Origin of the sequence: Actinoplanes sp. NPDC023801 (assembly GCF_040639655.1) — a bacterium.
GTDB lineage: Bacteria > Actinomycetota > Actinomycetes > Mycobacteriales > Micromonosporaceae > Actinoplanes.
The window spans coordinates 457,253-470,892 of record NZ_JBFAAI010000001.1; the positions used below are offsets into that span (position 1 = coordinate 457,253).

The 13,640-nt window shown below is 70.4% G+C and carries 10 protein-coding genes; 1 reads left to right on the forward strand and 9 read right to left on the reverse strand.

From position 1 onward, the window contains the following. Positions 1-92: 92 nt before the first annotated feature. The 6 genes from AB0G04_RS02210 to deoC form a co-directional block, all read right to left on the reverse strand. Positions 93-806 carry an HAD family hydrolase gene (locus AB0G04_RS02210; protein WP_360974904.1) on the reverse strand — a complete coding sequence of 238 codons (714 nt, stop codon included), beginning with the start codon at positions 804-806 and terminating at the stop codon, positions 93-95. Between the two features lie 79 nt (positions 807-885). Further along, positions 886-3,357 carry a transposase gene (locus AB0G04_RS02215; RefSeq protein ID WP_360974907.1) on the reverse strand — a complete coding sequence of 824 codons (2,472 nt, stop codon included), beginning with the start codon at positions 3,355-3,357 and terminating at the stop codon, positions 886-888. A gap of 64 nt (positions 3,358-3,421) precedes the next feature. Then, positions 3,422-4,246: a DNA primase gene (locus AB0G04_RS02220; protein WP_360976217.1), complete on the reverse strand. Its 825-nt coding sequence runs from the start codon at positions 4,244-4,246 to the stop codon at positions 3,422-3,424. Positions 4,247-4,378: 132 nt separating this feature from the next. Next, positions 4,379-5,206 (reverse strand): aldehyde dehydrogenase family protein, encoded by an 828-nt coding sequence (locus AB0G04_RS02225; protein WP_360974909.1) that lies wholly within the window; start codon positions 5,204-5,206, stop codon positions 4,379-4,381. Between the two features lie 4 nt (positions 5,207-5,210). Continuing rightward, positions 5,211-6,635 carry an aldehyde dehydrogenase family protein gene (locus AB0G04_RS02230; RefSeq protein ID WP_360974912.1) on the reverse strand — a complete coding sequence of 475 codons (1,425 nt, stop codon included), beginning with the start codon at positions 6,633-6,635 and terminating at the stop codon, positions 5,211-5,213. A gap of 52 nt (positions 6,636-6,687) precedes the next feature. Next, positions 6,688-7,617 (reverse strand): deoxyribose-phosphate aldolase, encoded by a 930-nt coding sequence (gene deoC / locus AB0G04_RS02235; RefSeq protein WP_360974915.1) that lies wholly within the window; start codon positions 7,615-7,617, stop codon positions 6,688-6,690. Between the two features lie 60 nt (positions 7,618-7,677). Here deoC and upp point away from each other — a divergent pair, with 60 nt between their 5' ends. After that, the gene (gene upp, locus AB0G04_RS02240) at positions 7,678-8,310 is read left to right on the forward strand and encodes a uracil phosphoribosyltransferase (RefSeq protein WP_360974918.1); all 633 of its coding nucleotides are present in this window, start codon (positions 7,678-7,680) and stop codon (positions 8,308-8,310) included. 575 nt (positions 8,311-8,885) lie between these two features. Here the strand turns inward: upp and AB0G04_RS02245 are convergent. From AB0G04_RS02245 to AB0G04_RS02255, 3 genes are all read right to left on the reverse strand, one after another. After that, complete coding sequence (locus tag AB0G04_RS02245; protein ID WP_360974921.1) at positions 8,886-9,374, reverse strand: 8-oxo-dGTP diphosphatase; 489 nt, start codon at positions 9,372-9,374, stop codon at positions 8,886-8,888. Between the two features lie 83 nt (positions 9,375-9,457). Beyond that, entirely contained in the window at positions 9,458-10,609 is a 1,152-nt protein-coding gene (locus AB0G04_RS02250; RefSeq protein ID WP_360974924.1) for a glycosyltransferase, read from the reverse strand. After that, positions 10,602-13,556, reverse strand: coding sequence for a CDP-glycerol glycerophosphotransferase family protein (locus tag AB0G04_RS02255; protein WP_360974927.1), 2,955 nt, complete (start codon positions 13,554-13,556; stop codon positions 10,602-10,604). Before AB0G04_RS02255 ends, AB0G04_RS02250 begins: the two co-directional genes overlap by 8 nt. Between the last annotated feature and the right edge of the window lie 84 nt (positions 13,557-13,640).

Consider the following 13,640-nt stretch of genomic DNA (forward strand, 5'->3'; position numbering starts at 1 on the left):
GTTCCGAGGGCGTTCCGTCAGGTCTCGGTTCCCGGGACCTGAATTCCGTCAGGTCTCTCTTCTGGTGGCTTCGATGCGGCAGGCCTTCGATTTCAGCGGGCCTCGGTCTGGGCAGGACTCGATGCCAGTAGGGGAAGCAGCCCGTCCATGTCGTCGATGCGGTGATCCGGCAGATAGACATCCGGGTCCGATCGCAGTGCGGCCGCCGCCGGCCAGGCCGCATTGGTGACCAGCACCGGCCGCATGCCGGCCCGCAGTGCACCGGCGTGTTCGCCGCTGCCGCCGTCACCGACGAACCAGCACTCCGCGGGCGGCACCCCCAGGCGGGCGGCGGCGGTCGCGTACAGCCGCGGGTCGGGCTTGCGGAGGCCCTCCCGCCAGGAGAAGACCGGCGCGTCGATCCGCGGTGCGTAGACCGTTCCCGGCCACGCCTCGTACAACTCGCTGGAACAGTCGCTGAGAAGGCCCAGACGGTAGTCGAGGGCCCGGAGGTGGTCGAGTACCGCGAGGACACCTGGACGCGGTCTGCGGACCCGCTCAGCGCCCGCGTGGTGGGTCGCCACGGCCCGGTCGAGGCGGTCGTCACCGGGTTCGGCTCCGCAGAGCCGGGCCATCGCGAGGAGCGTCTCCCGCGTTCCGCCGTACGCGCCGACGATCCGTTGCGGGAAACTGCCGGACATCGCCGTCCAGAACCGCTCCGGCGGAACCCCGAGAGCCTCCGCCGTGGCTGTGAACGTCTCCCTTCGCAGGAGTTCGGCCGCGGGGTCGGTGAGCGTACCGAAGAAGTCGAAGATGATCGCTCGCATGCCCCGATCCTGCCCCGTGCCGGAATGCGAGAGGCCGCGACCTTCGGGTCGCGGCCTCTCGGCGATCTCGGTGCGGGTGTCAGCGACCGCTGTAACCGGCGTTGTTGTTCCGGTACTCGTCGGCGGGCTGGCCGTCACGGCTGAAGTCCCAGCCGCCGGCGGCCTCCCGGCCGGGCCGGCCGCCCATCGCGAAGCCACCGATCTCCTGGCCCCGCCGCCAGCCACGGAAGTAGCCGGTGGTGTGCGCGGCGATCGACGCGGCGTCGCGGACGATCCGGAGCGGGCGCTCCTCACGCAGCGGCGAACCGGGGACCAGGTTGGCCTGGGGCACCCGCTTCGGCAGGCCGGCCGACGTCTCCGCGGCGACGGCCGGGGTGGCCGCCTTCTGTGCGGCACGCCAGCCACTGTCGTTCGGGTTGGCCCAGTTGACGTCCCGGTCGCCCGAATCGTCGTGGCCGGTGAACCAGGCCGACCGGGCCGCTGCGAAGATCAGCAGGTCGCCGTCGCTGCTGTCGGCGGGAACCGGCGGCGCGGAACTGCGGTCCAGCGCGGTGATCCGCGGCGCGCGCTCCTCGTCGGCGCCTCGCCGCGGCGAGGCGCCCCCGAGCTGGTCGAGCCCGGGCAGGCGGACCCGCCCGGTGCCGTTCCTCGCCTGGTCGACGAGGCGCCGCGCGGGCTCTTTCGGCATCTGCAGCGGAGCCGGCTCGTCCGGCATGTCCTGCCACGGCGGGCGGACCCGGCCCCCGGACGGCGAGCTGACCGGCGCCGCGGACGGCGACGGGCGCGACGATGTCGGCCGGGAGGGCAGCTCGGAGCGGGACGGCAATTCCGAGCGGGACGGCAGTTCCGAGCGGGACGACAGGTCCGGGCGCGATGACGTCGGCCGGGACGGCAGTTCCGAGCGGGACGACAGGTCCGGGCGCGATGACGTCGGCCGGGACGGCAGGTCTGAGCGGGACGACAGGTCCGGGCGCGACGACGTCGGCCGGGACGGCAGGTCTGAGCGGGACGGCGGCGTCGCGCGTGACGGCAGTTCGGAGCGGGTCGCCTCGTCCTTGTCCGAGTTCAGCAGCGGCCAGTTGGCGCGTGACCCGGGCTCGGCCGGCTCCGCGCCCGGCCGCTGGGACGGCATCGGCAGGCTGAAGTCGGTGGGTCCGGCGGCCGAGCCGTTGGCGGCGGCGGGCTGCCGGGTGGACGGGCGCGGCGGGATGACCGTGCGCTGGCGCTCGGCACGTGCCCGGGTGATCTCGGCACTGCTGAGGGTCGGGCGGAACGGTTCGCCCGCGTCGGCCGGGCTCGCGCCGCCGACCGGCGGCACCGAGGACGGGGTGGCCGGGTTGCGCGTGCCCGGAACCGGGCGGGAACCCGGAGTGATCGGAGTCATGCCCGGTGGGGGCGGCGGAACCGACACCGGCCGGTTCAGCGGGTTGCTGGGGCGGCCGGGCAGGCCGTTGGCCGCGGCCGGCGCGATCGGCGGCGGCGTGATCGGGTCGGGGGCGACCGGCGGAGGGGTCATCGGCTGCGGGATGGCCGGGCCGGCACCGGTGGAGGCGGGCTCGGGGCGGCCACGGCGGCCGAATCGGGAGCCGTTGTCGTTGCTGGGCACGGGCTGCAGCGGGGCCTGCTCGGTGCCACGACGGGCACTGCGGCGGCTGACACCGGGGTTGCCCACCGGCGGGGTGGCCCGGGCGGCGAGGGTGCCGACCAGGGCGGTGCAGGCCGCGTCACAGGAGCGGACCGCCGAGATCGCCTGCCGGACCGCCTCGGCGGCGGCCGGGGCGAGGGACTTGTTGACGCCACCGCGGCGGGGCGACTCGCTGATCGCCACGTGCAGGGCGGTGACCGCGTCGGCCATCTCGTCCTCGCCGCCGACGCCGGCGCGGGCCAGCTCGACCGCGATGTCGCGGATGGCGTCCTCCGGGTCACCGGCCCGGCCGGTCAGACGGCCGGGCTCGGGAACCGCGTCGAGAACGGCGAGAGCCACCGGATGTGCCGGGTCCGGGTACGCCCGGAGGGCGGCCGGGTACAGCTCGCGGAGAACCTCGCGCAGGGCGACGGCAGAGGCGTTCCGCCCGTTCAGCATGGCCACGTGCGCCGCAAGGACCGGCTTGTAGCTGACCAGCTCGCGCGGCGCCGGAAGGGTCACCGCGGCGATCGCGCCGGCCTGCAGGGCCCGGGCCAGTCCGACCGCCCGGCGGGCGGCGAGCGGCGCGGAGATCTCCTCGGGGGAGTCGTCGTCGGAGAAGCGTTCGGCGAAGTCGTCGGCGTCGTCGTCATCGACTACCACCAATGGCCGACCGGCCGCGGTGAGCAGGGAGGTGACGACGTGGTCGTCGCTGTCGGCGGCGACCGCCGCGTCGCTGAAGCCCGTCGTCCGTTCCACCAGCAGCGTCCCCAGGTGGGCATAGCCCGCCGGGTCGTCGCTGATCTCATGGACGCCGAGCAGCCGGCCTGCATCGTCCACCACGGCGATGGTCAGCGGTGCGGCCGAAGCCGAACGCACCGAATCATCAGCCGACGCCAGACCGCAGTACACGCGCACGAGCGCCACGGCGTCGTCCTCCTCCCCGGGGGTGCTTCTCTGTGGCCAAGGATTGATACTCCCTGGTAATCGGTCAGTCACGCCAGTCCACAGCGGCAGAGATCTTCCCGATCACCGAACGCCAGCCGAGACTTGCCTGCTGCGCACCGATCTTCTTCAACCGGCGGCGCCCGAAGAATCCACCCATACCGCCCTTCTCCGCGGTACGCAGGGACTCGTCCAGGTCGTCCAGCGGAGAACCGGGCGCCAATGCCAGGATCACCGGTTTGATGCGGAGTGCGTAACCCAGGTCGCGGGCCACTTCGCCGGCGTTGATGAGCAGCGGCAGATCCCACGTGTCGTGACCGCCGCGCAGGTTCTCCACCACGAGGTCGAGCTCGTAGCGGTTCTCCGGCAGCGGGTCGACGTCGCTCGACTGTACCCGGTCGGCCAGGTCACCCCAGGTGTCCAATTGTGCGAGATCGTGCGGAGCACCCGAACGAAGGAAGGAGACCAGCGATTCGGTGCTCTTGAACGCGAGCAGTCGGCCCTTGTGGCTGAGGAACATGGGTACTTCCTCATCAGCCTCCTGGTTCGAGGACTCGTCCTCGAAGTCGGCCGGATCCGGCTCATCGGCCGACTCGGACTTGCTGTCCGTCTCGTCGCCCTCGGCGATGAGTGACTGGTACTCCTCGTCGACGATGACCTCTTCCCCCTCCGCCTCGGCGCGCCGCTTGCGGGCCTCGAAGGGGTCGTCCTCGTCGATCTCGATCTCGGTGGGCGTGAGCTCGGACGCCTTCCGGTACGCGCGGAGGGTCAGACCGACCCCGCCCGGCAGAGCGATCTCCACCGGTTCGATGCGGACTTGCTCCCAAAGCTCCCGCCCGGAAGTCCCCTCGGGCGAGGGCTTCTCGGCCACCGGCGCGGACGCCTCGGGCTCGTCGGACTGGCTGGTCACGGTGACCTCCGGGTGATCTGGGGGTGGTACGGACGGGTGACTCTGGGCACACACCCTAGTCGGCAACACTGTGTGACAACCGCCCCGGTGGGCTCAGTAGCCCTTCGGATGCCACACCGTCTTCGTCTCCAGCAACGCCGTCATCGGCCGCACGCCGGGATCGGCGGTGAAGTCGGTCGCTGCCCGGGGGCGGATCACCCGCTTCAGGCTGCCGGCGGCCGCCCGTTCCAGCTCGGCGGCCAGCTCCTCGTGCTCCACCCCGGTCAGGTCGAGGGCGTTCACGTCGTCGTGGGCGGCGAGCCACGGGGCAGTCTCGGCATACCGCCCGGTGAGCAGATTCACCACACCACCGGGTACGTCCGAGGTGGCGAGCACCTCAGCCAGCGAGATCGCGATCTGCGGCCCGGCGGCGAGGACGACCACGGTGTTGCCGGTCACGATCGCCGGCGCGATCACACTGACCAGCCCGAGAAGGGAGCCCGGCGCGACCACCGCGACGACCCCGGTCGGTTCCGGCGCGGAGATGTTGAAGAAGGGTCCAGCCACCGGGTTGGCGCCCCCGGCCACCTGGGCGATCTTGTCGGCCCACCCCGCGTACCACACCCAGCGGTCGACGGCCGCGTTCAGCTCGGCGTCGGAGACCCCCAGCGCGGTGAACTCGGCGCGGCGCGCCTCGAGCATCTCGGCGATCCGATAGAGGACCTGACCCCGGTTGTACGCCGTGGCGCCGGCCCACTTCGCACTTGCGGCGCGGGCCGCGAGCACCGCGTCACGGGCGTCCTTGCGTGAGGCGAGGGCCACGTTGTCGCCGTCCACCACGAAGGTCCGTCCTGACTCGCTGCGCGGGAACTTACCGCCGATGTAGAGCTTGTACGTCTTGCGCACCGCGAGCCGGCCGGGCTCGGGAGCGGGAGACTTCACTGACTTAGGCAAGGTACGCCTCCAGGCCGTGCCGGCCACCCTCCCGGCCGTAGCCGGACTCCTTGTAGCCGCCGAACGGCGACGCCGGGTCGAACTTGTTGAACGTGTTGGCCCACACCACACCGGCCCGCAGTTTGTCGGCGACGGCGAGGATGCGGGAGCCCTTCTCGGTCCAGACGCCGGCGGACAGGCCGTACGGCGTGTTGTTCGCCTTGGCGACCGCCTCCTCCGGGGTGCGGAAGGTGAGCACCGAGAGCACCGGCCCGAAGATCTCCTCGCGGGCGATCCGGTGAGCCTGGGTCACCCCGGTGAAGATGGTCGGCGCGAACCAGAACCCCCGGTCCGGCAGCGGGCAGTCCGGCGACCAGCGCTCGGCGCCCTCCGCGGCCCCTATTTCCGACAATTCTTTAATACGTGCCAGCTGCGCCGCCGAGTTGATCGCGCCGACGTCGGTGTTCTTGTCGAGCGGGTCGCCCACGCGCAGCGTGGCCATCCGCCGTTTCAGGGAGACGAGCAGTTCCTCGGCGATCGACTCCTGCACCAGCAGCCGCGAACCCGCGCAGCAGACGTGCCCCTGGTTGAAGAAGATCCCGTTCACGATGCCCTCGACGGCCTGGTCGATGGGGGCGTCGTCGAAGACGATGTTCGCCGCCTTGCCGCCGAGCTCCAGGGTGAGGCGCTTGCCGGTGCCGGCCACCGAGCGGGCGATCTCCCGGCCCACCTCGGTCGAGCCGGTGAAGGCCACCTTGTTCACGTCCGGATGCTGGACCAGGTACGCGCCGGTGTCGCCGGCCCCGGTGACGATGTTGACCACGCCCGGCGGCAGTTCCGCCTGCCGGCAGACGTCGGCGAAGAACAGCGCCGACAGCGGGGTGGTCTCGGCCGGCTTGAGCACCACGGTGTTGCCGGTGGCGAGTGCGGGCGCGATCTTCCAGGCCAGCATCAGCAGCGGGAAGTTCCACGGGACGACCTGCCCGGCCACACCCAGCGGTTTCGGGTCGGGGCCGAATCCCGCGTACGCCAGCTTGTCGGCCCAGCCCGCGTAGTAGAAGAAGTGTGCCGCGACCAGGGGCAGGTCGACGTCCCGCGACTCCCTGATCGGTTTGCCGTTGTCGAGCGACTCCAGGACGGCGAGCTCACGGGACCGCTCCTGGATGATCCGGGCGATCCGGAACAGGTACTTGGCGCGTTCCGTCCCGGGCAGCGCCGACCAGCTACCGAAGGCGCGGCGGGCGGCGGCCACCGCGCGGTCGACGTCCTCCGGCCCGGCGACCGACACCTCGGCCAGCACCTCCTCGGTGGCCGGGTTGACCGTCTTGAGGACGTTGCCGTCCTTGCCGCTGTCGAAGTCGCCGTCGATGAACAGACCGTAGGAGCCGGCGATGTCGACTACGGAACGGGATTCCGGTGCTGGGGCGTACTCGAACATGGGCCTTCCAATCGGGGTTGCCCTGCAGTGCGGCGGAGCCGCCTCAGGCAGCTCAGTCCAGGGTGAAGTAGTCCGGGCCGGCGTAGTGGCCGGTGGTGAGCTTGGTGCGCTGCATGAGCAGGTCGTTGAGCAGAGAGGAGGCGCCGAACCGGAACCGGTCCGGGTTGAGCCAGTCGTCGCCTACGGTCTCGTTGATCAGCACGAGGTACTTGATGGCGTCCTTGGTCGTCTTGATGCCGCCGGCCGGTTTGACGCCGATGATCCGGCCGTGCCGGTCCCGGAAGTCACGGACCGCCTCGAGCATCACCAGCGTGATCGGCAGAGTCGCGTTGACCGCCACCTTGCCGGTCGAGGTCTTGATGAAATCCGCGCCGGCCAGCATGGCGAGCCAGGACGCCCGGCGGATGTTGTCGTAGGTGCCCAGCTCACCGGTCTCCAGGATGACCTTGAGGTGGGCGCCGCCGCACGCCTCCTTGACGGCCACGATCTCGTCGAAGACGCGGATGTAGTCACCGGCCAGGAACGCGCCGCGGCTGATCACCATGTCGATCTCGTCGGCGCCCGCGGCCACCGCGTCCCGGGTGTCGGCCAGCTTGACCTCGAGCGGCGCCTGCCCGGACGGGAAAGCGGTCGCCACGCTGGCCAGATGCACTCCCGAGCCGGCCAGCGCCTCGGCGGCGACCCGGACCATCGCCGGGTAGACGCAGATCGCCGCAACCGGCGGGCACGAGGCGTCGGCCGGGTCGGGGCGTCTCGCCTTGGCGCACAGCGCCCGCACCTTGCCGGGAGTGTCGGCACCCTCGAGCGTGGTCAGGTCGACCATGCGGATCGCCAGGTCGATGGCCTTGGCCTTGGAGGTGGTCTTGATCGACCGGGTGGCGAGCGCCGCCGCCCGCGCCTCGACGCCCACCTTGTCGACCCCGGGCAGGCCGTGCAGGAACGAGCGGAGATCGGACAGTCCGGCGGACGCTGTCACAGTCATGAAAGGGATTCTACGCAACCCTGTGACAGTTGATCTTGGTTGAACGATAGGTTGTTGCCCGTGGACGTCCTTGTAGTAGATCACCCCCTGGCCCAGACCCGGCTCACCGCGATGCGCCGCACCGAGACCGACTCCGGTGTCTTCCGTGCGTCGCTGCACGAGCTCACCACCATGGTGGTCTACGAGGCGGCCCGCCTCTTCGCCGTCGAGAAGTACCCCATCGAGACCCCGGTCGCGCCCACCGAGGGCACCCGGCTCGCCAACCCGCCGCTGATCGTCCCGGTCCTCCGGGCCGGCCTCGGCATGGCCGACGCCGCCCTCGCGCTGCTCCCCGAGTCGTCGATGGGCTTCGTCGGCCTGGCCCGCGACGAGGAGACCCACGAACCCCGCGCCTACATGGAGTCGCTGCCCACCGATCTGACCGGCCAGCCGGTACTGGTGCTCGACCCGATGCTGGCCACCGGCGGCTCACTGCTGCACTGCTGCCGCCTGCTCGCCGACCGCGGCTGCACCGACATCATCATCTGCTGCGTGCTGGCCGCCCCCGAGGGCGTCAAGCGCCTCGCCGACTCCGGCCTGCCGCTGCGCCTGGTCACCGCGTCGATCGACCACGGACTCAACGAGAAGGCCTACATCGTGCCGGGCCTCGGCGACGCCGGCGACCGCCAGTTCGGCGGCATGCGCCGCTTCTGAGCGACCCCGCCGTCACCGCTCACCCAAGACGGTCCGGTCACCGCTGGGTGGAGGCGGCCTGGTCGGCTCTAGGTCAAGATCAAGCCCCTCATTCCGTACGGCCACGACTCTCTCAACCGCACCGGAGCGGTGCCCTGGCTCCGCCGGCGACGAGACTGCTCGCTCGCGCCCGCCAGGGCCCGTCACGGGCTGAGGCGTCGGCTCACCGCGGCTGAGGCGTCGGCTCACCGCGACGTGGCTGCCCACTCCGGCCCCGCAAGGAGGCCCGGCGTGCTGCCCCGGTGCCCGGCTGGGGCACCACCGCTGTCTCACCGATGCTGAGACGACGGTGTGAACCAGCCGGTAGATCGCCTGCTCGGGGGCGCGCTGGGGCTGGGGGTGGCAGGGACATCGCGCGGTGAGGTGCCGTCCGTGGTGTGGGGATGCCGTCAGCTGGCGGTGCGGTGCGGCCTGGAGGGGGTGCTGAGGCCGCGGATTCAGCCCGATACGGGCGGTGGTGGGCGGGAGTGGGCAGCCACGTCGCTGAGGACGCTCGGGAACGTGATGGTGCGTTGGGGAAGGCGTGGCCCGTACCGCTAAAGGGTGGTGAAGTTCCAGCTCTGGGCCTTGCCGGAGGCAAAAGGCATGATGCCGTGGAAGACCGCTGGTTCGTCGGCGAAGACGAGTGGCAGGAAGTGGCGGTCGGACTCCCACATCGGGTGTTTGCCGGCCAGGATCTCCTCGATCGGCGTCCAGTGGAGGCTGCCCTCGTCGTTGGTCGCGTACGGCTCGCCGGTCCACGCGGTGACCCGGAAGAGGAAGCCGAACCAGTTCTCGCCGTTGCGGCCGAATCCGGGCCACGAGATGGTGCCGGCCAGTTCGATGCCGGTGCAGTCGATCCCGGCTTCCTCGTGGATCTCCCGGCGCAACCCGGCCACGACGTCCTCACCGGGCTCCAGCTTGCCGCCCAGGCCGTTGTAGTAGCCGTAGTGGATGTCGTCCGGCCGGGCGTCCCGCCGGATCATCAGCACCTGCTGACGATCGGGGGAGAGGACGTAACCCAGCGTGGCGAGGATCGCGTGCACGGCAAAACCCTAACCGGCGGCGGCAGAGCGGACGGCAGCACCCGGACCGGCGGCGGGGACGGGCCCCGCCACCGGTCCGGGTGTCAGCGGTCGAGTAGCGCGAACAGTGATTCCCACCGGTCGACGATGCTGTCGGGGGTGAAACGCTGTACCGATTCGCGGCCGGCGGAGCCGAGGCGGCCACGCAGCTCGCGGTCGTTGATCAGCCGTTCCAGTCCGGCGGCGAACCCGGGCACGTTACCGGCGGTGACCACCAGGCCACCGCTGACCTCGTCGTGGATCAGCTCGCGGATGCCGGGGGCGCAGTCGAACGCGACCGTCGGCAGGCCGTACGCCATCGCCTCCATCACGGCGATCGGGAAGCCCTCCTCGCGGGAGGGCAGCGCGTAGATCGAGGCGGAGCTCAGCGCGCCGTCGATGTCGCTGGTCTTGCCCTGGAACAGGTCCTGGTCGTCGAGGCCGAGAGCGCGGGCCTGGGTCCGCAGCGCCTGCTCGTCCGGCCCGGCGCCGAAGATCTTCAGCTGCCAGTCGGGGTGCTGCGGGCCGACGACCGCCCACGCCTCGAGCAGCATGTCGATGCCCTTGTCGTGGGAGAGCCGGCGGAGCGTGACCACGGTCTTCTCGTCGAGCGTGGGCAGCGTCTTCGGCACGGTCATCAGCGGGTTCGGCATGGCACCGACGTTCGACATGCCGGCGCGGGCCCACGCGTCGGCGTCGGCGTCGGTGAGCGACAGGTGGATGTCCATGTCGGCGTAGAACTTGAGCACCCGGTTGTAGCGGCTGCTGTTCTTGCACGCCTCGAACGACTCGTGCGACATGCCGATGACCTGCATGCCCTTCGTGTCGGCGGCAGCCACCCACTCACCGGCCCAGACCTGGGAGGCGATCACCACGGCGCCCGGCCCGGAGGCGGTGCGCAGGATCTCGTTGAGCCGGGCCACGCCGCCCTCGAAGATCTGCTGCCGCTTGCGGGCCTGCAGCGCCCGGCCCGGGTTGAGCGCGGCCGTGCCGGTCACCTTGCGCCGCCGCGGCAGCTGCTCGGGGTGCAGGGTGAAGGTCGGGTACGGCAGGTCGGAGCCGAAGTCCCGGTAGTCGGTGGCCGGCTCCACGCCGATCAGCCGCACCCGGTGCCCGCGCGCGGTGAACAGCCGCGAGATGTCGTGCACCCACTGGGTGAGGCCACCCAGCTCGTTGATGCTGTTGCAGATGATGAAGACGTCCCGGTGCTCAGCCACGACGGTCACCCGTCCGGAAGAAGCGGTCGACGACGGCCTTGGCGGCCTGCCCGGTGTCGTACTCACCGAACTCGGCGACGAATTCGCGGCGCTTGCCGGCGAAAGCGGTGGCGTTGCCGTCGAGGTCGGCGATGGCGGCGATCAGTTCCTCCGATGTACGGGTGAGCGGACCGGGCGCGGTCGAGCCGAGATCGAAGTACGACCCCCGGCTGCTGCCCACGTAGTTGTCGTAGTCGGGCACGTGGAAGATCATCGGCCGGTCGAGCAGCGAGTAGTCGAACATCAGTGACGAGTAGTCGGTGATCAGCGCGTCGGAGATCTGCATCAGCGGGGTGACGTCGTGCACGTTGGCCACGTTACGGACCGAGTGGCCGTACGCCGGCGGCAGCGCGAACGACACCAGGTAGTGCGGCCGGACCAGCAGGATCGTGTCCTCGCCGAACCGCTGCACGAACTCGTCGAGGTCGAACGGCAGCTCGAGGCCGGACCGCCGCTTGATCTCCTCCGGCCGGAACGTCGGTGCGTAGAGCACCACCCGCCGGCCGTCGGTTATCCCGAGCTTCTTGCGCAGCTTGGCGAGCTCGGAGTCGTTGCCGCCGTTGACCAGCGCGTCGTTACGCGGGTAGCCGGAGCGCAGCAGCTCGGCGCCGACCCGCATGCCCTTCGTCAGGGTGCGCACGTCGTGCTCGGAGCGGACCAGGAAGTAGTCGAACCGGTCGATCGCCGACTGCCACTTGCGCTGCTGGGTCTCGGTCTGCGCCTTGATGGTGGCCTCGTCGAAGCCCATCCGCTTGAACGCCGAGCCGTGCCACGTCTGGATGTAGGTGGTCTCCGGGCGCTTGCGCAGGTCGTGCGGGAAGCCCTGGTTGTCGATCCAGAACTCGGCCTGGCCGAGCGCCTGCAGGTAACCCCACGAGTTGCGGCGGACCAGTTTCGCGTCCGTCGGGAAACCGGTCGGGTGTTCGGCGTACGCCCAGATCGGGGTGAACTTGATGCCCTGCCGGCGCATCTCCTCGTAAATGGCGCGCGGGCTGTCCGAGAACTGCTTGCCCATGTGGCTCTCGAAGACCACGGTGCCCTTCTTGACGGGCATCTTGAGGAACACGTTCTCGTACCAGGCGAGTTTGGTGGCCCGGTTGTTGCGGCGCTGCCGCAGCGACCGCTGCAGGTCGGCGGCGCGCTGCCAGGCGCGGCTGCCGAAGCTGGTGTTGCGCACCCCGGCGATCGCTGCCGAGCCCACCTTGGCGGCGCTGCCGTCGGCCTCCTGGCGCAGGGCCACGTTGCCGCTGTCGGTCTGGTAGCCCTGCAGCAGGTCGGAGGTGAGGCGGCTGAGTTTCGGCCGGGTCGGCAGCCGGAGCGTCTCGGTCACGTCCTCGTCGGCGAAAAGCGCCAGGTCCGCGCCCTCACCGCCGACCGAGATGTGCAGGCGCAACGAGTACGTCGGGTCGATCAGGCCGATCGGGCGGAGCAGCTTCTCCGGCGTGAACGTGACGCTCCAGCCGACCCGCTGCTCGTCGACGGCCAGCTGCGCCTTGGTCTTGAAGACCCGCCGCTTGCTGCGCCGTTCCTCGAAGACGAGCTGTGCCTTCGGGGCCGCCTCGACGGTGATCCGGCCGACCGGGTTGGTGAACGAGCCGGTCAGGGTGACCAGGTCGCCGTCGCGGTGCACGCTGTCGATGCGGGCGCCGATGCGCAGCTTGCTGAGCGGGCCGTCCTGGAAGCCCATCTCGGTGACGTCGAGGACCTCACGGCCCAGCGGGTCGTCGAGGTGCCGGTCTCCCCAGTAGACCCGGCCGTCCCGGACGACCAGGTCGACTGTCAGGTGCGGCTGGATCGGCCGGGGTGCCATGTAGTCGTGCACCGCGGCGACACCGTGGTAGTCGCCCTCCCGGACCAGGTAGGCGGCCATCGCCGGCAGCGGCTTCGCCTGGCGGAACGCCTCCTCCTGGAGGGTCTGCAGGTACGGGCGGGCGGCGTCGACCAGGGCGCGCTGGTTCTCCTCCGGCAGGATGCTCAGCCGGGAGAGGTGGACGCGCAGGTCGTTCTCGATGAACCGGATGTCCTTCTGCAGCCGCAGGTCACCGGCGTCGTGCGCCTCCAGCAGATCGTCAATCTTGCGGGTGACGATGATCCGGTCGGTGATGTTGCGGATGTCGGCGGCCCGGCGCGTGATCGATTGGTTCGCCGCCTTGCGCTCGATGTTCCACGTGTAGATCCGCTGGGGGATCACCGCGATCTTCTTGGCCGCGAGGTAGGCGTGCGCCGAGAAGAGGTTGTCCTCGTAGAGCCGGTCCTCCAGGAAGACCAGGTTCTCCCGGGTCAGGAAGTCGTGCCGGTAGAGCTTGTTCGTCGACAGCACGTCGTAGAGCAGCTCGGGCTGGTCGCGCAGGCTCTCGTAGACCACCTTGCTCTGAACCAGCCAGGGCATCCACGAGGTCTCCTTGCCGGTGGCCACGTCGCGCCGCACACAGCGGCCGATGACCATGTCGGCCTCGCTCTGCTCGGCCATCGCGACCATGTTGCGGCAGGCGTGCGGGTCCAGCACGTCGTCGCTGTCCAGGAACATGATGAACCGGCCGCGCGCGACCGCCACGCCGGCGTTGCGGGGAGCACCGCAGTGACCTGAGTTGGCCGGGAGGCGGATGAACTTGACGACGTCCGGGTGTTCCGCGGCCAGCCGTTCGACCACGGCCGGGGTGCCGTCGGTGCTGTGGTCGTCCACCACGATGATCTCGTGACTGCGCAACGACTGATCAAGAACCGACTGAACAGCGGTGGCGACCCGCCCGGCGTCGTTGTAAACAATGACCACGACTGTGACGTCAGGAGGCCTGGGCTGGGACGAGGTCACGGTTGACGTGGTCCTTTCTGCAAAGCTGTCGGCCACTCGCATCACCGGCACAGCCGATGCTGGCAGGGGGGTGTGCCTGAGGGCGGTCAGCATCATAGGTTACAGCCCGGTGCCTCACGTCCGGCCGACGATCAAGGCGTCGGTGAATGTCCGGCCGATCGGCCTCCGCGATGTGGTACG

Coding starts and splice junctions, on each gene's coding strand:
- AB0G04_RS02210 (WP_360974904.1), bottom strand. CDS start 806: ATGCGAGCGATCATCTTCGACTTCTTCGGTACGCTCACCGACCCCGCG.
- AB0G04_RS02255 (WP_360974927.1), bottom strand. CDS start 13,556: ATGATGCTGACCGCCCTCAGGCACACCCCCCTGCCAGCATCGGCTGTG.
- AB0G04_RS02230 (WP_360974912.1), bottom strand. CDS start 6,635: ATGTTCGAGTACGCCCCAGCACCGGAATCCCGTTCCGTAGTCGACATC.
- deoC (WP_360974915.1), bottom strand. CDS start 7,617: ATGACTGTGACAGCGTCCGCCGGACTGTCCGATCTCCGCTCGTTCCTG.